This is a genomic window from Streptomyces sp. NPDC025806 (genome assembly GCF_055558275.1).
In genome coordinates this window covers 73,517-96,336 of the sequence record NZ_JBVHMU010000012.1, presented here as the reverse complement: position 1 = coordinate 96,336, position 22,820 = coordinate 73,517, and the positions used below count along the sequence as shown (strand labels likewise).

Genomic DNA, 22,820 nt, shown 5'->3' with positions numbered 1-22,820 from the left:
GGGCTAGGCTCCGCCCATGCCCCGCCTCGAAGAGCTCACCCCCGCCAACCTCGACGCCGCCCTCGCGATCCGCGTCCACCCGGACCAGGAACACCGCGTGGCGCCCGTCGTGAAGTCCCTCGCCGAGGCGTACGTCCACCCCGGTGTCGCCTGGCCCCGCCTCATCGTCGACGACGACCGCCCCGTCGGCTTCCTCATGGCCTTCTTCGACATCGACTGGAAGGGCGACGGCTCTGGCGACGACCTCCGCTCCCGACTGTGGCGCCTGAACATCGCCGCCGCTGAACAGGGGCGCGGCTACGGCCGTTTCGCGGTCGACGCGGTCGCCGCGGAGATCCGCCGCCGCGGCGGCACCCGCCTCACCACCACCTGGCACCCCGGCCCGACCGGCCCCGAGAAGTTCTACGTCCGCCTCGGGTTCCGCCCCACGGGGGAGATGAGCGGCGGCGACGCGGTCGGCGAACTGGACCTCTGAGCCGCCGGGTCTCTGAAGTCTCTGCGATGTTCCACGTCAACAGGCCAAGGGCGACGGCGACTTGACCGATCCGGCGCCCGGACCCGGGCGCCCCTCGATAGCGTCACCGCATGACCGACAGCGACCAGGGCGAACGCCGCCTGCACGCCTCCTCGTTCGGCACGGCCGCCCCCGCCTACGCCGCACACCGCCCCGACTACGCGCAGGCCGCCCTGACCTGGGCGCGCCAACTCGCCCCGAGCGCCCGCGTCCTGGACCTCGGCGCCGGTACGGGCAAGCTGACCGCCGGCCTGGTCGTGCAGGGTGCCGAGGTCACCGCCGTCGAACCCGACCCCGCGATGCTGGCCGAACTGCGCCGCGCCCTGCCCTCCGTCCGCGCCCTGGAAGGCAGCGCCGAGTCGATCCCGCTCGCGGACGGCTCGGTCGACGCCGTCCTGGCCGGAAACGCCATGCACTGGTTCGACATGGCCGTCGCGGGCCCCGAGATCGCCCGCGTCCTCGCCCCCGGCGGCGTCCTCGCCGGCCTGTGGAACGTCCTGGACGACGGGGTCGACTGGGTCGCCGGCCTCGCCCGGATCGCGGGCGGCGCGGTCATCGGCCCGCGCGACACCCCGGCCGCCTGGCGCGCCGAGACGACCGGCCTGCACCTGCCCCGCCCGGGCACGGACGCCGAGGCCCGCTTCGGCTCGCCGGAGCAGGACACCTTCCCGCACGGCCAGCGGCGCAGCGCCGACTCCCTCGTCGAGACCCTGGCGACCCGGGCGGGCCTCCTGGTCATGCCCGCACCGGAACGGACGGCCACCCTGACCCGTATCCGCGACTACCTCGCCACCCGCCCCGAGACCGCCTCCGGCGACTTCACGCTCCCGATGCGTACGGCGGTGCTGCGCGCCCGGAAACTGTGAGGCGCGGCCCCGCCGACTGGGTCTCGATCACCGCGTACGAGAACCTGCCGGGCGCCCCGGGCCCCCTGGCCGCCCTCCGTGCCTGGCTGCGCGCTCGGGGCGTCGACTGGATGCCGTTCGACCCGGCGACCGAGATCCGCGTCGACCTGGCCTGCGGCCCCGAGCCCGCCCCCACACCCGGCGACGGGCACTGGCGCGGCTGGTACGACATCCGCGTCAGCGCGCCCGCCCTGCGTCGCCTCGGCCTCCACCCGGACCAGCCCACCGCGTACCGCGCGCCGGGATCATTCCCGCCCGGCCGCTGAGGCGCCGGCCGCTCCGACGAGCACGTCCGCCAGTTCCCGCGGCTGCGAGAACATCGGCCAGTGCCCGGTGTCGAGCTCCGCCAGCCGCCACTGCTCACCCTTCACCAACTCGGCGACGTGGCCGTCGAGTTCGCCCCCGCCCAGACCGCACAGCACGTACGTGACGGGAAGTTCGTCGAGCGGCCGGGCCAGGACGGCCGGCTCGGTCAGCGTCGTACCGGGATGCGGCGTCGACCCGGCGACGATCCGCGCGATCTGCTCCGTGCTCAGCCCGTGCCCCTCGAAATGCGCGGCGGGCGCGCACGGCCACCAGCCCCCGTTCTCCGCGAGCGACGCCCGCACCCCGGCCCCACCGTCCGGCCACTCCGCGACGAACGGCTCCCCGTCCACCGGCACGCTGGAGTCCACGAACACCACCCGCCGCAGCCGCTCCCCGATCAGCCCGGCCGCCTGCCCCACCGGCACCCCGGCATAGCTGTGCCCCACGAGCACGACATCCCGCAGATCGGCCCGCTCCACGAAGTCCACGACATCCCGCACATGCCCCTGCCGCCCCACGGGCGCCGCGTCGCCGGCCCGCTCGGCCAGCCCCGACAGCGTCAGCGGATACACCCCGTGCCCGCCCCCGTCCGCTCCCCGCAGGTACGGCACCACGTCGTCCCACGCCCACGCCCCGAGCCGTGCCCCTGCCACCAGTACGAAGTTCGCCATGCCCGGCACGGTAACGGCGCGGCACACCTGGCCGCCCGGGATATCCGACCGAACCGGTCCACGGCGATCGGGCACGCCCCGCAGCCCCCTGCCAGGCTGGGAACCACGCAAAGGAGGCCCCGTGATCGCGGCACTGAACCAACTGGTCGACCTGGTGGAACAGCACCTGGGCGACGACCTGGACGTCGACGCGTTCGCGTCGTCCCACGGCACGACCGAGTACCACCTGCGCCGGATGTTCTCGTCCCTGGCCGGGATGCCGCTCTCGGAGTACGTACGGCGCCGCCGTATGACCGTGGCCGCGGCGGACGTCGTAAGGGGCGGCGGCGACCTGCTCGACATCGCCGTACGCCACGGCTACGGCTCCACCGAGGCGTTCGGCCGCGCCTTCCGCGCCGTGCACGGCGCCGCCCCCGGTGACGTACGCCGCACCGGAGGCCCCCTGCGCACCCAGCCCCAGCTCAGGTTCCGCCTGACCGTCGAAGGAAGCACCCCCATGGACACCCGTATCGCCGACCGCCCCGCCTTCCGCCTGATCGGCCACGCCGCCCGCGTGCCGCTGATCTACGAGGGCGTCAACCCGCACATCCAGCAGCACATCGCCTCCCTGCCCCCGGAGACCCACGCCCGCCTCAAGTCCCTGAGCGACACCGACCCGGCGGGCCTGCTCGCCGTCTCCGACGACCTGGCCACGCAGGACGCCCCGGAGGGAACCGAACTCACCTACCTCCACGGCGTGGCCGTCACCACCGAGACCCCGGTCCCCGAAGACCTGGACACCATCGAACTCCCGCCGGGCTCCTGGGCGGTCTTCCGCAGCAGCGGCCCCTTCCCCGAGGCCCTCCAGACGATGTGGGCGGCGACGGCGACGGACTGGTTCCCCTCCAACCCGTGGCGCCTGCGCCCCGGCCCGTCGATCGTGGCGACCCTGGACCGCTCCCCGGACTTCACGACGGCGACCTGCGAACTGTGGCTCCCGGTCGAACCGGCGGCGTGAAGCTATCGGCCCGGCACCCCGTCGTTGGACCGGGCCGCCATCGCCGGCGCGACGACCCAGCCCACGAGCGTCCACCCCAGAAAGAGGTTGATGACGAGGACGGAGCCCGCGTTGCGGACGCCCCGCCCGAACGCCACCAGCGTAGGGATGAAGTAGAAGAGCGCTACGACAATGATCACGACTCCGGACGCCGAACCATCCATGTGTTCCCCCTGAGATATCGCGACGAGCGACCCACGGTGCGCAGCTGTGGTCTTGAACCTTGAACTGCCTTGTGTGGCCGGTGACTTGACGGCTCATAAGATGTGCCACCGTCCGCGCGCGGAGAAACGCTCACGACGCCCGCCCCGGCCGGAACCGCGCCCGACACCGGAACGTCCCTACCGTTCATGATCACCAATGACGCGGCCGAACTGATCGGAGACTGGGAATCGGTCTACCAGGGCTACTTCCCGGGAGACCCCGACGAGCTCCTCCGCGACACCCTGAACGGCCTCGCCCGAGCCCGCTCCACCCAGCCGTACGACCCGGCAGCCTCGGCGTTCTACGCCTTCGGCCTCGTCTGGACGTACGGCTACGTGGCGTCCGGCGACCCGGACCCCGAGCTGACCCGCCAGGTCACGACCACGCTCTCAGCCCTCGCCCGCACCGACTCCCCGTGCGCGGCCCACGAGACCCACCCGTGCGACGACGGCCTGAACGCCCACCTGGAGGCCTTCGAAGCGCTCCTGACGCTCCTGATCGACCTGTCCGACGACTACACGTGGGACGACCTCGCCGGCCCGGAATCGGCATGGCGCTGCCCGCACAACCTGGCGGGCTTCGCACGGGCGGCGGCAGAGGAGATCGGCTAGCCCCGACTCACTCCGCCGACGGCGACGTACGGCAGCCCGCACACCGCAATTCGTCGCCCACGGGCCGGAACAGATGGGCCTGGGTGTGATGCGGCCCCTCGCATTCCCGCAGGGCCGCGAGGCGGGCGGACACCCGGGGTCGCTCCGTGTCGCGCGTGCCCTGGGTGCTGTCCGCCCCCTTCGCCGTCTGCTCGACCGGTGGCACATCGGAGAGCAGATACCGGAGCAGCCCGCCGGGATGCCGTACGGGCGTCCCGTTCGCGGGCAGCCCGCGCAGGATGTGAGTCCGTACGTCCCCTGGCGTGTACCCGGCGGCGAGCCATCGGTCGGTGAGGGCGGCCAGCTCGGCGTACATGGCGCGGGGGATGCGGGCGAGGGCGGGATCGAGGGTCCGATACGCCTCAACGAGACCGCGAGACACCTCAGTTGCCGGCTCCGTCCGGCGCTGGCCCGGAAGGTTGGGGGTCTTCTCCCCGGTGTTGTGGTCGCCGTTGGGATGACCGTCGGTCGGCGGGGTGGTCGGCTGACCGACCGTCGGCTGAGGCCGACTCGGTACGACCTGCGGCGATGCCTCCCGCGCCATCAACTTGACGGCTTGCTCGGCGCTCAACGGCGTACTGGACACGAGCTGTTGGGTGATCCACCGCCCGCCGGGCCCCTGCATCCGCCGCTCATGAACGAAGCCCTCTTCCTTGAGCAGCTTCTTGGCCCGAGTGAAGGCGCTGTTGTTGATGCCGGCGCGCTCGGCGGTCCGGGAGAGATTCTCCCGTGCCCCCTCGGGAAGCGAGAGCTGCCACATCAGCAGCCGCACGGCATCGGAGGAGAGCCGGGGGTGCCGGATGAGCTCGTTGGCGAGCTGGGTGTAGGCGCGCGTGGGCGCGATATTGTGCCGGTAGATCACGGGTGGAGGTTCCGTCCACTAGTGGTTCAGGCCCTCGCCGGCGGCTGCAACCGCTGCGGGGGCCGTTTGCTTTCGGTGACCGTATCGCACGCCAAGTAATCGATGTGCCACGTTCTGTGAACTCGCTTGTGCGAACCTGGACTTCGCGCGAGTCGCAACGGCGAAGCAAAGAAAGCGGACAATTCGGCTGACCTGCCTTCGAGTGTTCGACCGCCTCTCGAGAAGGGGTTGACCGTATGACCGACCGCTCGTCCGCGCCTGGGCCCAGCTCGGAAATGTCGATGCACAACGACTGGTGGGCTTCGGGATGGGAACACATCCTTCCCCGCCAGGGCTTTGCGCTGACCATGCTGATCAGTACAGCGACCCAGTCGCGCTTTGCCGGATCCCTCGACGACCTTCTGCAAGCAATCTTCGAGGGCCCCTGGGACCTGATCGGTGGAGACCTCGACGGCGCGCTCACGTTCTCATGGCCCGGCGAAGAGTGGGACCACGAAGACGCACCGGAGGGCCGCGAGGCGTTCGAAGCGAAGCACTGGGAGCAGTTCGCTGCCATGCTCACGGCGGCCGGCCTCTCGGTGCCGGGCACCGTGCGGGACCTGACCGATCTCTACCTGAAGTGGGGTCTGGCGTCCCAGGAGGAGACGCCGGAGGGCCCCCGCTGGTCCATGCCCTCCGTCCTGCCGCTCCCCGGCGACCTGCTGCCGCTGGATGCCGAACTCGCCGAACGGCTGGACCGGATGCGCTGGTCGATGCGCATCGACCCGCTCGTCAACGGGCTCGTCGACCACTTGGTCGACGACCTGGGCGAGCCGAAGGAGCTTCTCACCTCCCTGGACCGTCTGGGGGCCGCGACCGGCAAGAACGCCGACGATCTGCGTATCGCCGTGGTGGAGCTCGTCGCGTCCGGTTACGCGCAGGTGTGGCGAGGGCGGGAACCCGCCGATGCGGAACGGCTGGAGACGCATCGGCGCTTCCGGCTGCTCATGGACTGGGAGCACTTCCACGCGACGCAGATGCGCGTGCACGCCAAGGACGACTGAGGTCGCGCTTGGCGCCGGCGACACGGGCGAGCTCGCCTGCGTCACAAACGGGGATTCACGGTTCGTCGGTGTCGAAGGTGTCGCACGGTGGCCCGTTTCACAGGTTCCGGAGGAGCGCCCGAGGGTAGGACCGAGCCCGGCCGTGAAGTGCTGCGCGCGGTGTCGTCAGCGGCGGGGGAGAGAGCAACGTGACTCTGGTGGATCAGCTTCCGGCGCTCATCGGTGTGGTGGTCGGCTCGCTCGGCTCGTACGCCGTGCAGAGCTTGACCGAGCGCCGGAGGTGGAAGCGGCAGCGCGAGGAGCGCTGGGACGACAAGCGTTTCGACACCTACGCCCGTTACGGGAACGCGCTCAAGGCGCAACTTCGGATCGCGCAACGGATGGGGGCCTCGCTCGGGTTCGCCGACCTGGTCGATCCGATTCCGTACGAGGACGGACTGCTGCTCCTCGCCGAAGCGGAGTCCAAGCGGGCGACGGAGTGGGAGTCGGTGCTGCTCGTCGGTCACTCGGAGACAGTGGCGGCGGCGAGGACGTGGCACGAGGCGATATGGACCGTGGATGCGTTGGTCCGTGAGCGTTCGGCCGACGCGCAGGCCTGGACCCAGGCCCACCGGCTTGCCAGTGCCGCGCGCGACGACTTCTACGCCCGTGCGCGACAGGAACTCGGCATCGCGGGCAGTCCGCCGCCGTCGGGCCGCTGGCCCCGCCCGTGGCGAGCGGAACTCTCCACGGCGAGTGCACCATCCCGTCCCTCCACTCCTGCAACTCCCGCCGCTCCCTCTGCTCCTTCCGACGGCGCCACCCTCGGTTAGGCGCCGGCCGGGCCCTGGCTTCCGTCCCCTTCGCAAAGGGCCCTGCAGGGACCGGACTTCAGAGCCGGACCCGATCCGCTCGCGCGGATGCCCCGGATACCCTGATGGCGGTGTCGTTGATGATCCGAAACGGGGGCGTCGGATGGATCCGGAGATCGCAGCGTTGGTGGGCACGGCGGGCACGACCTTGGTCACCTCGCTGACGACCGAGGCGTGGCAGCGTACGAGGGACGGGTTCGCGGCCCTGTGGCGCCGTGCCCAGCCGGACCGGGCCGAGGCCATCACCGCAGAACTCGAGCTCACCCGCACCGACTTGCTCGCCGCGCAGGCGGGCGGCGACGTCGACACCCAGAGCGAGCTGGGCACCGAATGGGCGGGCCGTATCCGCCGGCTGCTGGTGACCCACCCCGATGAGGCCGAGGCACTGCGCACGCTCCTCGACGAGCTGCAACCGCCCGAACCTGCCGCGCCCGTCGTGACCCAGCGCGCGACCGCCTCCGGCAGCGCCCGCGTCTACCAGGCCGGCCGCGACCAGCACTTCCACTCATGACCGGCACCCCGGGCACCCCTAACACGCCGAGCACGGGGGGTACGTACGGCGGCGCCGGACGCTACGACGCCCGGGCCGACGGCAGCGGCCGCGTCTACCAGGCCACGGGCGACCAGCACATCACCGAGCACCATCACCACGCCCCCGACTGGTCGGGTCCCGACTCCGTGCGCCACCCGTCGGTCGGCCGCGCCCCCGTCGTACTGCGTGACCGGGTCGGCGAGATGGACCGCCTGCGAGCCGCGGTCGAACCAGGCGTCGGCAACGGCGTCTACGTACTTCACGGCCTGGGCGGATGCGGCAAGACCGCTGTCGCGTACACCCTGTTCCAGCACGCCACCCGGCAGGCAGGACGCATCGGGCTCTGGGTCAACGCCTCGGACCCGGCCTCCCTGCGCGCGGGCATGCTCGCGGTGGCCGCCGACCGGGGTGCCACGGATGCCGAGCTGACCGGCGCCCGCGCGGGCCTGCGCCCCGCCGCCGACCTCGTCTGGCAGTACCTCGACCGGTCCGACCGGCCCTGGCTCCTCGTCCTGGACAACGCCGACACCCCCGCCGTCCTCCGCGACGGCGGCTGGCTGCGCACCAGCCCCGCGGGCACCGTCGTCGTCACGACCCGGCAGGCCGCAACCCACTGGTGGCCCGGCGCCGAGCTCCTCCAGTTCGGTGTTCTGCCGCGCGAGGACGCCGCCCGCGTCCTCCAGGACCTCGCTCCCGAAGCGGGCTCGGCGCAGGACGCGGTCGAGGTGGCGGACCGCCTCGGCCACCTGCCCCTCGCCCTCACCCTCGCCGGCGGTTTCCTCGCCCACCAGGTCATCGACCCGTGGACCCTGGCCGACTACCGGAACAGGCTGGACGGTCACTCAGGGCTGAACCCCATCGACCTGATCGACCAGGGCGCCGAAGGCTCGTCCGCCGACTCCCGCCGCCTGCTGAGCCGCACCTGGCAGCTCTCCCTGGACGCCCTCACAGCCCAGGGCCTGCCGGAGGCCACGCACCTCCTGCGCCTGCTCGCCTGCTGGGCGGGTGACCCACTCCCCCTGAAGGTCCTCGCCCGGGCCGAACAGGATCCGGGACTCCCGCCCGCCCGTGTCGAGATCGCCCTCCGCGGACTGCTCGACCACTCCCTGACCGAACTCGTCCCTGGCGAGGCCCGCTCTCTGCGCACCCACGGCATCCTCCTGGACAGCGTCGCCCACGCGACCCCGACCGAGGAGCGGGAACGCCTCGCCGCGACGGCGATCAGGCAACTTCGGGCCGTCCTGCCCGAGGTCCCCGAAAGGGGAGAGCAGGACCCGGCGGTGATCCTCCTCGCGCCCCACGTTCTCGCTTTCCTGCGCCGCCTGACGGCCTGGCAGGTCACCGGTCCCGTACTGGAGGCCGCCGCAGACTGCGCCCTCCGCATCGTCACCGCCGTCCACCGCTCCGGCGACTACACCTCGGCCCTCACCCTGGCCCGAGAGGCGGTCGACCTCACGACACCGTGTCTGGGCCCGGACAGCGCGCCCGTGCTCAGACTCCGGATTCGAGTGGGGCGTGCCGTCTTCCGGCTCGGGCGGTTCGAGGAGTCGGAGCGTGAGCTGCGGGATGTGCTCGGGCGGTGTGAGCGGGAACTGGGGCCGGACGCGCCCGAGACGTTGGACGCCTGCCTGCGACTGGTGAGCCCGCTCTTCAACCTCGATCAGCCGCAGGAAGCGGCCCGGCTGGCGCGACGCGTCGTGAAGGGCCGGACGGAACAGCTCGGAGACCTGCACCCGCTCACGCTCATGGCGCGCAAGTCCATGCTGGAGATCCCGGCAGCCAGGGGCGCGGACAGGGTTGCCGAGGTGGCCGAGATCGTCGGCACCGGGCCCGCCGTGATCGCGGACTGCCGCACGGTGTCCGGCGACGATCACCCCATGACTCTCGGAGCCGAACTCAACTACGCCGCCACCCTGTTCGTCGTCGGTGACCCGAGCGAAGCACTGCCGTACGCCCGCAAGGCCGTCGCCGGCTATGAGCGGATCTACGGCCAGAACCATCCGCTGGTGCTGAGCGCGCGGCGCACCCTCAGCGTGGTCCTCTCCGACCTGGGGCAACACGCCGAGGCCATCGAGCTGGGGGAGAAGCTGGTCGAGGGGCGCGTCAGACTGCTGGGCCCGACCCACCCCTGGACCATCAGCGCGGAGGACCACCTCCGCGACTTCCGGACGGCTGCGGGCCGGTCCGAGTGAGCGGATGGCTCACGCTCGGGGCGCCTCCTCCTCCGGTCAGCGACCGTCCCGTCGACCGGCGAAGGCCGACCAGGCGGACCAGGCTGTCCGGGAGATCGCTATGCGCGGGCCCTCGGGTCTCTTCGAGTCGCGTATCAGGATGCCGGTGGGTACGACCGCGGCCTCCACGCACTCGGTTCCGCTGCCGCCGCTGTACGAGGACTTGAACCAGGTGGTCGAGCCTTGGGTGTGCATCAACTCTCCTTGCTCATACGGCGAACGAGGTCGCCGGAAGCGTCGGGGCTGAGCGCCTGTGCACTCAGCGACTCGAACGCTGACCTGTACCGTTCGAGTTCCTCCGGCTTCTCCGTGAACAGGACCCCGCCCAGGAGATCCACGTAGACCACGTCGAGCTCGGACGCCCGCCCGATGAGGCTGACGAAGCTGCCGATGGCCGCGGCACGGACGCCGGTGGAGAACGGCAGTACCTGGATCATCACGTGGGGCAGCCCGGACGACTCGTACAGGTGGGCCAGTTGCTCGCGCATCACGTCACGGCTGCCGGACAGGGGGTCTCGGGCGTCCGGTGCACCGCCTCCGAGCAGGCGCGGGTCTGGAGGAGGCCCGGGACGGAGACCGATGCGAGGTGGTCCTCGCGAACCGTGCGGTGTGACTGTCGGGCGTGCGGTTCGCGAGGACCCTCCCCGTTCGGGCCTCGGAGGGGCTCAGACCTGGAGCAGGTCCACGAAGAAGCCGACCTCCGGGGTGTCCGGAGTGCCGACGAGCAGAGCGCGGTCGAGCAGGATGTTGTTGTGCTCGCAACTGGTCTCGGGCAGCATCACGCACGCGTGACACGCCGCGAGATTTGTGCCGCCCGTGCCGGACGCCTCGGACTCCACGCACAAGGGATCCGACGAGCACCACTCCGCACGCCGAACGGCCGACCTCAGCGAGTCCGCCAGACGCTCGGGCTCGCCCTGGGCGACCAGGCCGCCGAGGCTTCCCTCGGAGTCGCTCGTCGCCGTGTAGACGAGCAGCCCAGACATGTCGGAGCCCGAGTAGAGTCGCTCACGCAGCGCCGCCGCAGGATATCCGGCGTCCAGGCTCCACTCGTTGACGAGCACATGAGCCAGCGTGTGCAGCAGAACCATGCGGGGGGTTGCCGGGGACGGCGGCACCCGTGTCGGGTCGGACGCGCGTTCACGCATCACCCGCTCGTGCGCCTCACGCATCTGTCGTGCCCGCGCGACCACGCCAGGGTCGTTCTCCCAGGAACGCAGCCGTTGCTCGTCGAGGCGGAGAAAGACACCTTCGCCTCGTACCTCCATCGCCGGCAACCAGTTGGGGCGTGTGGCGGCCAGCGGCGCCTCCAGCGCCTCGTTCGAGGCGTCGAGATCGGCGAGCCGCGTGAAGGCCTTGAGCGCGCGCACCTCGCGGAGCTTCTTCACCAGCATCGGGCCGGTGATGCCCAGAGGGGCCAGCGGTGCCGTGTCGCCGAGCGGGGGCTCGCAGACGAACTGCTCCTTGCGGGAGTGCTCGCGTTCTTCGTTCCCCAGGCGCAGCCGTTCGTACTCCTTGGTGCGCAGCGCCTGGTACCGGTGGTCGAACGTGGGTGTCTCGGCCCCCTCGGGGTCCTCCTCCCGTTCCGCGTCCAGGAGCTCCATCACCTGGTCCACGGTGATCGGAGTTTTCAGGCGTAGGGCTTTCAGGTAGATGGCGATCTGGTCACGCCCCTCCAACTCCCGCAGGGCAGACCAGTGTTCGGCCAAGGGGTCCGCACTGCCGTCACTCCACGGAGGGATCGACAGTGCGGATTTGAGGACGGCCTGCCAAGCAGCCGACGAACCTCGCTGGACGGTGCGTGCCGTCAGAGTGCAGGGGTCCGCCGGCACGTCCCTGCCCAGCCATGGCTTGGTGCCTCGGCAGCTCAGGCCCAGGTCCTTGAGCGAGGTCCGACGGAAGGAGCCCTCCATCGACACCTCGGGCACCTTCCCGCACGTGCAGGAGATGAGAATGGACCGCAGGGACGAGCTCCGCCCTGTGGAACGCATCTTCAGCGTGCCGCCGCAGCCGCCGGGCGCCGTGCCGGATCCCCGATCGGTGCTGCGGTGCACCCAGTGCCAGTACGGGAACTCGTCGATGTGCCCGGCCTCGCAGGCTACAACGAAGCGGGACGGGACCAGATCCGCTTCGCAGGTCCCGCAGGCGCTGCGCCCCGCGGGTGAGTTGAACTCGGAGTGCCGGCGCAGCTCGTGGCAGTCCGGGCAGGAGTGCATCAGGGGGAACCTCCGCACCCGGAGGCCGTCCTTGCTGCTGTCGTCCGACGCGGGCGGAAGGCGGAAGTAGGCCACGTCGAGAAGGCGTGCCAGGCGTCGTTCGTGGATCTGAGGGGACTCGTTGGGCCGCCAGTTGGTGTCGGCACCGTCGAGGCCGGAGACGATGAACGACTCGTGGTCGACGGCGACGAGCGAGCCGACACCGTACGTGGTGATCGCCTGAGCCCTGCGGATGCTTCCGCGACGGGGGAGATTGCGGGCGGGGGCTGCGTCTCCGGAGCCGGCCCGGCGTCGACGGGAAGGGGGCGGGGTCATCGGGTTGCCTCCATGAACAGGGCGGACTCGGCGTCGACGTCGCGCAGGCTCCACAGGGTGCGCCATGCCTCCCTGTCCTCGATTTCGTCGTTGTAGGGCTTCAGGAGGGAGGGGGAGCGGACGCCCTTGCGGGGCTCGAAAAGCAGTCCTCCGTGGGTGTCCGCCTCGTCGCGCCACCAGTCGACGAACTCGTCGAAGTCCTCGGCCACGTTCTCCGTCTCCTCGGGGGTGACGGCTGCGACGCGAGCGAGGAGCCGACTCTTGATCTCTCCTCGGACCAGGTGCTCGTACGTGGCGACCTTGCCCGCCGCGTCGTTGTCCCGTGCGGCCGGGATCAGGATGCGGGCCATGGCGACGACCACCGCGTGGAGTCCGCGCTCGCGAGCGCGCGCGGAGAACGGGGTGACCGAGGTGGACTCCACCTCGCGGTACAGAGCCGAGTGGAAGTGTTGGAAGCTCTCGTAGTGCGAACGGTCCCTGGAACGCGTGGAGTTGTACATCACCGCCACGAGCCCCGGATGGGCGCGCCCCACCCGGCTGGTGGCCTGGATGTACTCGGCGGTCGTCTGAGGTTGTCCCATCACGGCCATCAGGCCGAGCCGGTCGATGTCCACCCCGACCGCGATCATGTTGGTGGCGAGGAGGACATCCACGGTGTCCTCGTCAGGGAGCCTCTTCTCGATGCGCTTGAGGGTCGTCGGGATCTCGCTGGCGTCGATGCGGCTCGTCAACTCCGAGTAGTTCGCAACGCGGCGCGGGGTGACGCCCTCGCGATCGGCGAGGACGCCAAGGTAGGACTCGACGTCGTCGTGCACCTGGAGCTCGGCGGCAGACAACAGCCGGAGGCTGTTGAAGTAGCCGACGAGGCTGATGTAAGCGTCGCGCACCTCGTCGTCCGTCTTCGCCTGCTTCGCGCGGTGCATCAGCGTGGCGTAGGTGCGGATCAGGAGAGTGGCCTGGCTGGTGCCGGGGGCCAGCAGACCCACGTAGCGTCGGCTCGCCTTGTCCTCGCGGGGCGTCTCCACCGCGAACCAGGAGTCACGTGAGTCCAGCCCGGCCGGCGGGAACTGCCGGACGCTCCGGTCGAAGAGTCCCTTGCTCTGCTCGGCGGCGCGCCGGATGGTCGCGGTGGAGGCGATCACCTTGGGGCGTCCTGCCCAGGGCCTGTCCGGGTCGACCGGGAGAGAGGCGAGTGCGTCGACGGCCGTCTCGTAGAGCCCGGTCAGGGTACCCAACGGACCGGAGATCAGATGGAGTTCGTCCTGTACGACGAGCTCCGGCGGTGGCGTGGCGTCACCGGACCTGTCGCGGTTGAACAAGGCCGCCGTCGCTGGACGCCAGGGCATCGACGCGAACTTGTCGACGGTGGCGATCACCAGCGTCGGCCGGGCCGCGTACACGGCCTCGTCGACCATGTGGACGGGAAGGCCGTCGGAGAAATCACAACCGGCCCCGGGGCAGCGGACGTACATTCGCCTGGCCTCTTCGTCCGCCTCGTACGCGCGGGCGTCCAAGCGGGTGCCGCACCACGGGCAGGCGTGCAGCTGGACCGGGTTCTCCGTCGCGAGTCGCTTGTCGAGGTCGGCCCGGAGCTCCGCCAGCTTCGCTCCGGCCTCCTCGAGCGTGTTGGGGGTGGCCGACCGTCCGACCCACATCCCGAGTGAGAACTCCTCGACGCCCAGCGTCCTCGGGTCCGATCGGCGCATGTGCTCCATCGCGCAGAGCAGGATCGCCGCCCGCTCGAACTGCTGCAGCGTGAGCAGCCGCAGGGTGTACCGCATGAGCACGGTGACACCGCCCCCGTCCGCACCGAGGCGAATGCGACGCAGGAACGAGGTGAGGGCGATCAGCCCGAGGTACGCCTCGGTCTTGCCGCCGCCGGTGGGGAACCACAGGAGGTCGGAGGTGCCACGGTCGGGGTGGTTCGGATCGTCCACCCCGGCCAGGCACAGCAGGACGAACGCGATCTGGAAGGGACGCCAGTAGCCGGTCGTCGGGTCGGGACTGCCCTTCCTTCCGTTCTTCACCCAGGCACTGCGGGCCCGCTGCTCGGCCATGGCACGGTTGGCGAGCTGGAACGCCTGCATCAGATCGGGCTTGGTCGCCAGGAGCTCGATGCCCTCGCGGATACGCTCCAGAGCCTCACGGCAGGCGAGGATCTGGGCCTGGGCAGGCTCCACGAGTCGCCGGTCCGCCGGGTTGGTCGACCGGTACAGTCCGGCAGCCTCGGCCTCCTTGCTCTCGATCCAGCGTTCGTAGCCTTCGGCCAGCGCCCCGAGGGCGGCGAGCACCTCCACCCCGGACCGCTCGGCGAGTCCGACCATAGAGAGTGCTGAGGTGTCGATCTCCGGGTTCGAGTCCGTGAGCAGCACTTCGGCCGAGGGCACGAACTCACTGCGGATCTCGTCGACAGCGGGCGGCACGGAGTCGCTCATGCCGATCGGCTGCGGCGTCCAGTCCCACTCGGCCGCGCAGCCGTGACCCACCGCGAACGTCGGTGCGTGCCGATGCAGCAGTCGGCTCGTCTCGACCTCGAGATCGTGGGCCCTGGTGGGCGCCTGGCGCTCGACGAAGGCACTCGCGCCGTTCGCCGCGCGGACCGTCAGCCCGCACTGGAAGAGGGAGAAGGCGTCCTGCAGCTCACGTTCGCCGATCCGGTGCGTGTTGACGAGCGTGACGGTCACCGTCACGGTGCCGTGCACCGGATCCGGGCGGCGGATGTTCGCCCGCAGGGTCGCTCCGTCGCCGAGATTCGTGCGCAGATTCGGGTTCGGTGTGGTGACGTCGATCAGGACGGGCTGCAGCGCCAGCTCCTTGCGGCGCCACTGTTCGTCCTGGTCGGCCACGGTCCGGGCCTCGGCGCGGCGCGCGGGCACCGGCCGCCCCTCGGCGTCCGTCGGCACATAGGCGGCGGCACGGGCCCGGACCTCGATGGGGCCTCCGTCCAGGGCGTCTGGGGAGACCGCGAAGGTCAGCCCCATGGACGACGGCTTGCGCGATCCCGCGGAGCCGATCTCCTGAGCGGTGGCCGACTCCTCGATGTCCGTCCTACGGCTCAGCGGAGCCATGTCGGAGCCGTCGTCCTGCGCGCTGTCGTCGTCCATGGCCGCCTGGGCCGCCGCGTTGGCCGACTGCGGGTAGAGGACTCCCGACAGATACCGGTCGATGGGCGCTTCCTGGGTGAGCACCTCGTCCCGGTCGGGCGAGGTGGCGTCGGGGCCGAGCAGTTCTCGACGCAGGCTCGCCAACAGCTCGTCGTCCCGTACCCGGTAGTGCTCGGCGTGCCGGCCGGTCGTCTGTGTCATGCGTGCTGCTCCTGCTGCTCGTCCCAGTGGAACCGGCCGATGCCGGTGATGCGTGGAGCTGTCCACACGCCGCGGTCGCCGAGGCCGGCGTTCGCACCGGCTGCGGCGCTGCCGGTCACGGTCTCCAGTGTGTCCACGCGCAGTTCGTGAATCTCGTTGGGCCACCGGGGGGCGCGCCCCAGGTACAGCACTTTGAAGAGATCCTGGCGGAATCTGTCGGAGGCCTCGCCGATCTCCCGGCCCTCGTGCAAGAGCGCGTACGGCGGGCTCTGCCACTCACCGAGCGGCAGGTTGTGGCGCTGCCGCAGTACGACCTCGTCGCCGGGGTGGACCTTCTCCAGGAGGTACGTCTGAGTGTCGGCGGCGGTGCTCTCGTCCCCGGCGGGCGTGTCTGAACTGATGTCGACGGCGCTGGCCACGATGCCGAGCCGATGCCCCCGCTTGTATCCGCCCATGTACTGCCTACTGTTCTTCCTGTTCTTCTCGGCGCGCTTCAAGAAAGGCAGGCCCGGGCTGTCCATGAAGTACAGGTCCTCACGGGCGCGCGTCATGGCTACGTACAACACCCGGGCCTCGGCCTGCATGTCGAGATCGTCAGTGAACTGTTTGCGCAGTTCGGGAACGGTCGGCGGGGTGAGCACGATCACTCGGTCGAACTCCAGGCCCTTGGCGCGGTGCGCCGTGGACACGGTGAGGTGTGCCGTCTCCGGGTCTGCCGCCTCGTCCGGGAAGCGCCGGTCGACGACCACGCGACGCAGCCGATCGAGGTCGATCACACCACGCCCCGGGCCTCGGGCGACCCGCCGAAGCACGCTCCACAGGGCGTCCAGGTTCGGTTCGTACGGCAAGGGGATCGACGCCATGAGCGAGCGGAACCGCTCCTCGGACAGACCCGTAGCCTCGGTCCTGCGCAGCAGCTCGGCCACCCAGTAGGGCACGGGCCGCTCCTCCAGCGGTTGCCGCAGCCGGTGTGCGATGCCGTTCGCGTGCAGCAGGCCGGAGACGACCAGCGCCTGGCGGTTGTAGCGGGTGAGGATCGCGGTGGTGCCGGCTGAGGAGCGGAGACTGTCGAGTGAGAATGTGTCGGTGAGCCCGGCCATCCTGTTCATCGGGACGGTGAGAAGCTCGCGCAGCTCCTCGTACACAGCCATGGCCTTTTCGTCGTCAGGGATCTTTTGCAGCCGGGGCCCGTGAGCGAGCGCGGTACGGGCCTCGGGGGTGGTGGCTCGGAAGTTCTCGGTCAAGCGCAGTTCCACGAGATCGTCCGCGAACGAGACGCGGAGCCAGGTGAGGAAGAGCCCGGTCTCCTCGGCTCGCTCGGTCGGGTCGTCGACCTGGAAGCCGTAGACGAACTGGGCGGTGTCACCGACCACCGTGAAGCCGCAGGTTTCCTGGTAGACGTCGAGCAGGGTCTGGACCAGCTCTCTCCGCTCCCCGACGAGGTCCTGCACCTCGTCGACGATGACATGCGCGGGTGGTACGGCGTCGCCCGCCTCCAGTGCTCCGGCCGCGACCGCGTCACCCGCCGCCCTGATCCGCTCGTCGAAGGTCGTGGCGCCCCAGTCCCGGTCCGGGTACGCCTGCGTGACAATGCCGTACGCCCAGGCGTCGAAGGTCTGTGCCCGCACCCGACGAGCCCGCTCCCCGTGCCGGGCGATCCGCTCGCGAAGCTCGCGTGCGGCCGCCCGGGAGAACGTCAGCACCAGGATCTCGGACGCCTCCAGCGCCTCCTCGGGATCCTCGTGGCCGCACAGCTCATCGAGCCGACGCACGAGGGTGTGCGTCTTGCCCGCGCCGGCCCCGGCGGTCACCAGGACTCGCGCATCCCACGGCTGTTCGACCACCGCCTGCTGTTCGGCCGTGAGCGGTGGGCTGTCGAGGTAGGCGTCGGTCACTGACGGCTCCAGAGATGTTCGAACTGGTTGAAGGCGAGTTGGGTGTCGAAGTTGGTGATGTTGTCGCTGACGTTGAGGATCAGGCAGGTGTCCTTGCCGCCGTTCTTCGGCCCGCGCAGGCCGCGTCCGATCATCTGCTGGTACACGTTCGTGCTGTAGACCGGCCTGGCCACGATCACGGCCCGGGTCGCCGGTGCGTCGAAGCCCTGGGTGAGGACGCCGTAGTTGGTGAGCACGCGGATCCGACCGTTCCGAAAGTCGTCGATGCGGCTGCGGCGGTCCTGGGTGCTGGTGGTCGAGTCCACGGCAGCGGAGCGGATGCCGCAGTCGTTCAGCATGGCAGCCAAATACCTGGCGTGGTCCACGGATGTCGCGAAAAGCAGGGTCGGCCAGTTCTCGTCCAGCGCCGCCACCGCGTCGACGATGCGCCGGCTGCGCGCATGGTCGTCGGCCAGCCTCTGTTCGGCCGACCGGGAGAGCACGGCCATCGTGTCGGCGTGGCTCTTCTCCTCCCGCGTGAGCTCGATGCTGCCGCCCTCCAAGGTGCGGTGTTCCACCTGGGCGAGCATTCCCCACTCCTGGAGATCGCGGTACGGGTCGCCCGTGGGGAAGATGCCCTCGTCGAGACGGCGCTCACCGAAGCGGACGACCAGTCGACGCGTCTCGCTCTCGTTGGTGTTGCGGAACGGCGTGGCGGTCAGGCCCAGAAGAGGACGCTTGGTCTCGTACTGCGTGAGGCCCAGCTGCCCGAGGATCTCCGTGTAGCGCTTGGAAACGGCGGTGTGTGCCTCGTCGACGATCACCAGCGAGGCCTGGCGCAGCCAGTCGTAGCCGTCCGTCGAGAGGCAGCGCTCCAGCTTGGCGTCCGTGGCGACCACGAGATGCGGGTGCTCCACGACGTTGCCGGCGTCGTTGCTCCCCCACAGCCGACTGATGATGAGGGGACGTTCCGCTCCGACCTTGCTCCAGACGAACTTCCAGCTCTGGACAGCCTGTTCGCAGAGTTCTTCGGTCTGGGCGATCCACAGCAGCGGCCCCGTGAGCTCTTCGGAACGCTTGACCCAACGAATCACGGCCTCGGCTGTCACGCGCGTCTTGCCCGCACCGGTGGGCAGAGACAGCATGCCGCGCTGGGGTGTGCGGTGGTCGAGCATCGTCGTGACGTTGCGGACCAGGTCCTCCTGGTAGTCGTGCAGGCTCGGGAAGTCTCGGGGGCCTTCGATGGTCTCGACCGAGGGGGGCGGGGACGTGCGCGAGCCCGCGAAGGACACGGGGAGACGCAGATCGGAGACGAACGCGATGGCGTTCGATGCACCTGCGTAGCTACCGGGCGCCTGCGGGAAGCGTGCCTGGATGTCCCGGGCGTGCCGCTGCAGCACACCGTCGCCGTGAGCGTTGAACGCCATCTGCGCGATGCGGTGCGGGGTCGGCTCGACGCCGCCCTCCTGCATCTCCGCCTCGACGAGCCCCTCGGGCAGGCCCGTGCGCAGAGCATCCGCGCCTACCAGCAGCTCGATCTTGGTGACCACGTCCGGCGCCTCGCGCACGGACTTCACGGCGGCCTGCATCGCGCTGTCACGAGCCATGCGCTCCTCGAGCTCCAGGACGGCACGGCAGCCCTCGGCGCGGAGCCCGAGACCGAGCTCGGCGTCGATCAGGGCCAGCATCGGCGCGCGCTCGAGCGGCACGCGCACCTTCACGACGTCGCCCTGGCGGACAGCCCTGAGCGGAGCCGAGCGCGTGCCCTTCGGGGTGCGGATCACTTCCTCCAGTTCACTGCAGCGCTGGACGGAGGTGTTGCGGTTCGAGCCGTTCAGACGCTGGCGCAGCCCGGGGTAGAGATCGACGAGGGGCACCGACTCGCCGTCGAGCACCTCACGCGTCTCCCGGCTGACCACGTCGGCGTAGCGGAGCATGCCCCAGTGCTCCACCATGAGGGCGGCGTCGGCGGCGTTGGACACCAGCAGCGCCGGGAGCTGCTCGGCGCGCAGCACGCGGTACTCGGCCTCACCGACCGCGACCGTGATCTCGCCGTCGGGCCGAGTGCCCCATGTGTCCCCGATGCGGCATCGTGTCTCGACGTCCGCGGGGAAGTCGGCCTCGAACCGGGTGAGCATCACATACGTGGCACCGACGAAGGCGTCGTCCTCGCTGCGCGACACCGCGTCGAGCAGCGATTCCCACAACTGCGAGGGCACCTCCTCGACGGTGACGGGCAGATGCAGCTTGCGCGCCTTCTCCGGAGAGATGTCGGCGACCGGCAGTACGTCGCGGTACGAGGCCAGTTGAGGGCCGACGGCCTCCTTCAGCGGCTTCAGTCCCTGCGTGGTCCCGACGACACCGTACTTCCGAAACATCCACCGGATCGGAGAAGGAACCGTCTTCCGGTCGTTCGCCTGCGCACCGAACTGGCGGGTCCAGTGATCCACCACGGCGTCGTCGGGAAGGGCCTTGAGGAAGTTCGCCCGGGACTGCTCCGACAGGGAACGGAAGAGGTGCAGGGGGCCGCCGATCGGCGCACCCTCCACCTTGAGCCTGGACAGGGCCGGTCGTGGGGCGCGGCTGTCGAGTCCGAGCAGGTGCGAGGTGTGGACGGCCTCGCGGTACTCCTGGAACCACTCCTCGTCCGTGCTCGGACGGACGCCGCTCGACGGCTTCGCGGTCAGACGGACCTGGGCGAAGAACGGAAGGTCGTCCGAGTGGAACGCGGTGTCGACAGCGATCCGTGGGTCACGGTGGATGTCGACCACGGGTCCGGGCAACATGCAGTCCTTGATCGGTCGGAACCGGCCGTCGCCGGTCCTGACACGGAGCGTCTCGCGGGGGTGGGGAACCCGCTCCAGCACCTTGAAGGTCTGCTGCCTGATGCCTGCCTGGCGGAACAGTTCCCAGAAGCGCTGCCACTCGGCGTCGCCGTAGTGGTCGAACCCCTGGTCGAGCACGCTGGCGAACCGACCTTCGACGTCGGCCTCTCGGACACCCAGGACGTTGAGCTCGTGCGCCAGGTCGGCGTCCTGGGACAATGCATCGACCACGTACACGAGCGACTCGCGCAGCCCGCCCTGCTCGGTACGGCGGAACACCTTGCCGTGCGTGGGCGCGACGAAGCCGTGCTCCTCCGTGAGGATGACGCGTGCCCTGCGGGCCTCGTCCGCCTCCGCACGTCCCGACTCGACGAGTGCGGCGAGGATTTTGATGGCGGCCTTGGACGACTCGGCGCTGCCGTCCTGGACCAGAGCCTCCAACCAGTTGCGCACACCGGCTCGTTCGAGGCGACGTTCGAGCAGGATGTGCTCGACCTTTCCGGTGCGAAGGGCATCGGCGTCCGCGCTGGGGTGCAGCCAATCGGACGGCCGGCCCGGGCTGTTGTGCCAAAGGCTCAGCCATTTCGCCTTGTCCTTCGCGTCCTTGAAACGCGGAGGCATCTTCAGGTCCGCCGGGTTGCGCAGAATTCCGTCCTGGTCGGGGAGGGACGGACTGTTCGCGGCCCGGTTCCAGATCTCGCGGGTCAGGAACTCGTCGGCCCAGCTGATGGATTCCTTCACGCGGCCGGGCAGGAGCGGAAGGTATGCGGCGGGGTCGGCGGCCGGGGCGAGAGAGGGGAGGGAGTCGACGACCAGGCCTGCCGCCACCCGGATCATCTCCTGGTTGAACGGAGATGAGTCGAGCAGGTTCTGCCGATCCTCGTTCGTCTTCCAGGCTCCGTTGAGAACCCCGCTCAGCGTCATCTCGTACTTGGTGGGGAAGAAGGACCAGAACCGCCCGCGGCCACGGGCGTTGGCGGTGTGGAGGCCGGTCGACGGGTCCTCGACCAGCGCCGGGACGGCCCAGGACAGGTCGAGCGCGACACGGTCGTGGAGCTCGCCGGCGTCCGCGCGTGCCGCGGGGCCGGGCTCGTGCGTGGTGGTGAACACGCGCCAAGCCGTCTTGGTGACGGCTTTCCCGGTCCGTGTCTCGTCGATGGTGTGCAGGTCGCCCGACCGGTGAGAGGTCAGGACGCGACGCAGCACCGGGAGGGGGCGCCGGTCCTCCAGCACCACGCGGCCGACGTGAGGGGAGAACAGCTGGAAGCCGACGGGGAATTCGTCACGGACCTCCCCGTGGTCCTTGGCCCGGCCTCCGTGCATGTCCCGGCCCAACCGATCGTCGGCACCGGTGAGAAGGGGGAGGCGCACCACGGTGGTCGCCCAGGTCAGCAGTTCGTTCAGTACGGGGTCGGCGTCTCGTTCGGCCGGCATGTCGAGAGGGCGGGCCATACGCAGCACCGGCGCGTCGAAGCCCTTTCCGTATCGTTCGGTAACTCCCGGAACTGCGCTGATTTTCTCGTAGGACCAGGACCGGTCGAATCCGAAACTTCCCGAGGTGCTGAAGAATTCAGGTGCGTCCGTCACGACAAGCACGGACTTAACGCCCACGCCGAAACGACCGATCTGTCCGCCTCGCTTTCTGGACATGCTCATCCGGAGAATGGTCTCGGCACCCTCGGGGGTTACTGCGTCACCCTCGTTGGCGCAGTAGAGGTGCTTCTCCGTGAGGACGACATGAATTTTCCCACCGGGTGCTGACGAAATTTCGTCGGCGGCATTCTGGACGAGTTCGAAGAGTTGCCGGTCCCCGTATCCACCCTGAGTGATTCGACGCTCGCCGTTCGCGTGCTCGGCCACGAGGCCGGGGTCGACGGAATAGGTCTGAAGGACGCGCGAGGACTGTTCGAGAACGGTCTGGACGACCCGTTGGTCTGAAGGCTGCACGGTAGCTGCGCTCCTGATGCGTCAAATGCGATGAAAGTCGGTGTGGGGCGGGCCGGCCGCCGCAACGTGTGCGGCCGGCCCAGCGGAGCGGGGAGGACTCGCCTGACGCGCTCTCCAAGGGAGGCGTCAGATGTCCCTGGAGGGCGCGTCAGGCCAATCCTCCGGGCGCTCCTCGTCCCCCTGCGTCGGGGGATCCGGGACCTCGGGGAGGCTCTCGATCGACTGCGCCAGGCCGGGGTGGTGGTGCGGGAGGGATGCCTCGGGCAGGTCGTGCTTGTCGAGGATCCGAGCCACCTTGACCCCGGTCCGACTGCCCTCCATCAGGCAGTCCAGCTCGATCGCGCTGAGCTCCCGGGAGCAATTGATGAAATTGTCATCACTCGGGTCGTGCATGGAATGTATCGCCTCTTTCTCCGGGTGGAACCGAATGGATTTCAGGCGCGACTCATCTGTCGCTGGCGGATGGGTCGGCGACTGTTTCCCGAGGTGCGACGGGACGCCAGGTCGACCAGGGGTGGTGGCCGTACTGTCGG

General features: G+C 70.0%; 19 protein-coding genes. 9 read left to right on the top strand and 10 right to left on the bottom strand.

Features of this window, described 5'->3' with window-relative positions:
• Window positions 1–16 precede the first annotated feature (16 nt).
• From ACZ4E1_RS26445 to ACZ4E1_RS26435, 3 genes are all read left to right on the top strand, one after another.
• Entirely contained in the window at window positions 17–475 is a 459-nt protein-coding gene (locus tag ACZ4E1_RS26445) for a GNAT family N-acetyltransferase (protein WP_467543500.1), read from the top strand.
• 110 nt (window positions 476–585) lie between these two features.
• Window positions 586–1,380, top strand: coding sequence for a class I SAM-dependent methyltransferase (locus ACZ4E1_RS26440; RefSeq protein WP_467543498.1), 795 nt, complete (start codon window positions 586–588; stop codon window positions 1,378–1,380).
• Window positions 1,377–1,685, top strand: a complete 309-nt coding sequence (locus ACZ4E1_RS26435; RefSeq protein WP_467543495.1) for a hypothetical protein — start codon at window positions 1,377–1,379, stop codon at window positions 1,683–1,685. The genes ACZ4E1_RS26440 and ACZ4E1_RS26435 overlap by 4 nt, the downstream gene beginning before the upstream one ends.
• On the opposite strand, the gene ACZ4E1_RS26430 is transcribed toward ACZ4E1_RS26435, so the two are convergent.
• Complete coding sequence (locus ACZ4E1_RS26430) at window positions 1,665–2,396, bottom strand: alpha/beta fold hydrolase (RefSeq protein WP_467543491.1); 732 nt, start codon at window positions 2,394–2,396, stop codon at window positions 1,665–1,667. The genes ACZ4E1_RS26435 and ACZ4E1_RS26430 overlap by 21 nt on opposite strands.
• A 121-nt stretch (window positions 2,397–2,517) precedes the next feature.
• On the opposite strand from ACZ4E1_RS26430, the gene ACZ4E1_RS26425 reads away from it, so the two are divergent.
• Window positions 2,518–3,393, top strand: a complete 876-nt coding sequence (locus tag ACZ4E1_RS26425; RefSeq protein WP_467543487.1) for an AraC family transcriptional regulator — start codon at window positions 2,518–2,520, stop codon at window positions 3,391–3,393.
• A gap of 2 nt (window positions 3,394–3,395) precedes the next feature.
• On the opposite strand, the gene ACZ4E1_RS26420 is transcribed toward ACZ4E1_RS26425, so the two are convergent.
• Window positions 3,396–3,572: a superinfection immunity protein gene (locus ACZ4E1_RS26420; RefSeq protein ID WP_467543483.1), complete on the bottom strand. Its 177-nt coding sequence runs from the start codon at window positions 3,570–3,572 to the stop codon at window positions 3,396–3,398.
• 210 nt (window positions 3,573–3,782) lie between these two features.
• Here ACZ4E1_RS26420 and ACZ4E1_RS26415 point away from each other — a divergent pair, with 210 nt between their 5' ends.
• A complete protein-coding gene (locus ACZ4E1_RS26415; protein WP_467543481.1) occupies window positions 3,783–4,247 on the top strand; it encodes a hypothetical protein in 465 nt (154 codons plus the stop codon).
• Window positions 4,248–4,254: 7 nt separating this feature from the next.
• On the opposite strand, the gene ACZ4E1_RS26410 is transcribed toward ACZ4E1_RS26415, so the two are convergent.
• A complete protein-coding gene (locus tag ACZ4E1_RS26410; protein ID WP_467543479.1) occupies window positions 4,255–5,148 on the bottom strand; it encodes a hypothetical protein in 894 nt (297 codons plus the stop codon).
• Window positions 5,149–5,384: 236 nt separating this feature from the next.
• Between ACZ4E1_RS26410 and ACZ4E1_RS26405 the strand changes: the two genes are divergently transcribed.
• The 4 genes from ACZ4E1_RS26405 to ACZ4E1_RS26390 all read left to right on the top strand — a co-directional run bounded on the left by ACZ4E1_RS26405 (window position 5,385) and on the right by ACZ4E1_RS26390 (window position 9,766).
• The gene (locus ACZ4E1_RS26405) at window positions 5,385–6,191 is read left to right on the top strand and encodes a DUF6042 family protein (RefSeq protein ID WP_467543475.1); all 807 of its coding nucleotides are present in this window, start codon (window positions 5,385–5,387) and stop codon (window positions 6,189–6,191) included.
• A 188-nt stretch (window positions 6,192–6,379) separates the two neighbouring features.
• A complete protein-coding gene (locus ACZ4E1_RS26400; RefSeq protein ID WP_467543471.1) occupies window positions 6,380–7,003 on the top strand; it encodes a hypothetical protein in 624 nt (207 codons plus the stop codon).
• A gap of 142 nt (window positions 7,004–7,145) precedes the next feature.
• Window positions 7,146–7,553, top strand: coding sequence for a hypothetical protein (locus ACZ4E1_RS26395; RefSeq protein ID WP_467543467.1), 408 nt, complete (start codon window positions 7,146–7,148; stop codon window positions 7,551–7,553).
• Window positions 7,550–9,766 carry a tetratricopeptide repeat protein gene (locus tag ACZ4E1_RS26390; protein ID WP_467543464.1) on the top strand — a complete coding sequence of 739 codons (2,217 nt, stop codon included), beginning with the start codon at window positions 7,550–7,552 and terminating at the stop codon, window positions 9,764–9,766. The genes ACZ4E1_RS26395 and ACZ4E1_RS26390 overlap by 4 nt, the downstream gene beginning before the upstream one ends.
• Window positions 9,767–9,802: 36 nt before the next feature.
• On the opposite strand, the gene ACZ4E1_RS26385 is transcribed toward ACZ4E1_RS26390, so the two are convergent.
• From ACZ4E1_RS26385 to ACZ4E1_RS26355, 7 genes are all read right to left on the bottom strand, one after another.
• The gene (locus tag ACZ4E1_RS26385; protein WP_467543460.1) at window positions 9,803–10,000 is read right to left on the bottom strand and encodes a DUF397 domain-containing protein; all 198 of its coding nucleotides are present in this window, start codon (window positions 9,998–10,000) and stop codon (window positions 9,803–9,805) included.
• Window positions 10,000–10,293, bottom strand: a complete 294-nt coding sequence (locus ACZ4E1_RS26380) for a Scr1 family TA system antitoxin-like transcriptional regulator (protein WP_467543456.1) — start codon at window positions 10,291–10,293, stop codon at window positions 10,000–10,002. Before ACZ4E1_RS26380 ends, ACZ4E1_RS26385 begins: the two co-directional genes overlap by 1 nt.
• A 177-nt stretch (window positions 10,294–10,470) precedes the next feature.
• Window positions 10,471–12,336 carry a DrmB family protein gene (gene drmB, locus ACZ4E1_RS26375; RefSeq protein ID WP_467543452.1) on the bottom strand — a complete coding sequence of 622 codons (1,866 nt, stop codon included), beginning with the start codon at window positions 12,334–12,336 and terminating at the stop codon, window positions 10,471–10,473.
• Window positions 12,333–15,641, bottom strand: a complete 3,309-nt coding sequence (locus tag ACZ4E1_RS26370; RefSeq protein WP_467543448.1) for a helicase-related protein — start codon at window positions 15,639–15,641, stop codon at window positions 12,333–12,335. The genes drmB and ACZ4E1_RS26370 overlap by 4 nt, the downstream gene beginning before the upstream one ends.
• Window positions 15,638–17,536, bottom strand: coding sequence for a UvrD-helicase domain-containing protein (locus tag ACZ4E1_RS26365; protein ID WP_467543444.1), 1,899 nt, complete (start codon window positions 17,534–17,536; stop codon window positions 15,638–15,640). Before ACZ4E1_RS26365 ends, ACZ4E1_RS26370 begins: the two co-directional genes overlap by 4 nt.
• Window positions 17,533–22,287, bottom strand: coding sequence for a DEAD/DEAH box helicase family protein (locus ACZ4E1_RS26360; protein ID WP_467543441.1), 4,755 nt, complete (start codon window positions 22,285–22,287; stop codon window positions 17,533–17,535). The genes ACZ4E1_RS26365 and ACZ4E1_RS26360 overlap by 4 nt, the downstream gene beginning before the upstream one ends.
• 126 nt (window positions 22,288–22,413) lie before the next feature.
• Window positions 22,414–22,680 carry a hypothetical protein gene (locus ACZ4E1_RS26355; RefSeq protein WP_467543437.1) on the bottom strand — a complete coding sequence of 89 codons (267 nt, stop codon included), beginning with the start codon at window positions 22,678–22,680 and terminating at the stop codon, window positions 22,414–22,416.
• Between the last annotated feature and the right edge of the window lie 140 nt (window positions 22,681–22,820).

What these genes read in the sequence shown, in the direction of transcription:
- ACZ4E1_RS26440 (WP_467543498.1), top strand. Translation starts at nt 586, where the DNA reads ATGACCGACAGCGACCAGGGCGAACGCCGCCTGCACGCCTCCTCGTTC.
- ACZ4E1_RS26395 (WP_467543467.1), top strand. Translation starts at nt 7,146, where the DNA reads ATGGATCCGGAGATCGCAGCGTTGGTGGGCACGGCGGGCACGACCTTG.
- ACZ4E1_RS26390 (WP_467543464.1), top strand. Translation starts at nt 7,550, where the DNA reads ATGACCGGCACCCCGGGCACCCCTAACACGCCGAGCACGGGGGGTACG.
- ACZ4E1_RS26415 (WP_467543481.1), top strand. Translation starts at nt 3,783, where the DNA reads ATGATCACCAATGACGCGGCCGAACTGATCGGAGACTGGGAATCGGTC.
- ACZ4E1_RS26405 (WP_467543475.1), top strand. Translation starts at nt 5,385, where the DNA reads ATGACCGACCGCTCGTCCGCGCCTGGGCCCAGCTCGGAAATGTCGATG.
- ACZ4E1_RS26430 (WP_467543491.1), bottom strand. Translation starts at nt 2,396, where the DNA reads ATGGCGAACTTCGTACTGGTGGCAGGGGCACGGCTCGGGGCGTGGGCG.
- drmB (WP_467543452.1), bottom strand. Translation starts at nt 12,336, where the DNA reads ATGACCCCGCCCCCTTCCCGTCGACGCCGGGCCGGCTCCGGAGACGCA.
- ACZ4E1_RS26370 (WP_467543448.1), bottom strand. Translation starts at nt 15,641, where the DNA reads ATGACACAGACGACCGGCCGGCACGCCGAGCACTACCGGGTACGGGAC.
- ACZ4E1_RS26355 (WP_467543437.1), bottom strand. Translation starts at nt 22,680, where the DNA reads ATGCACGACCCGAGTGATGACAATTTCATCAATTGCTCCCGGGAGCTC.
- ACZ4E1_RS26445 (WP_467543500.1), top strand. Translation starts at nt 17, where the DNA reads ATGCCCCGCCTCGAAGAGCTCACCCCCGCCAACCTCGACGCCGCCCTC.
- ACZ4E1_RS26385 (WP_467543460.1), bottom strand. Translation starts at nt 10,000, where the DNA reads ATGCACACCCAAGGCTCGACCACCTGGTTCAAGTCCTCGTACAGCGGC.
- ACZ4E1_RS26380 (WP_467543456.1), bottom strand. Translation starts at nt 10,293, where the DNA reads ATGCGCGAGCAACTGGCCCACCTGTACGAGTCGTCCGGGCTGCCCCAC.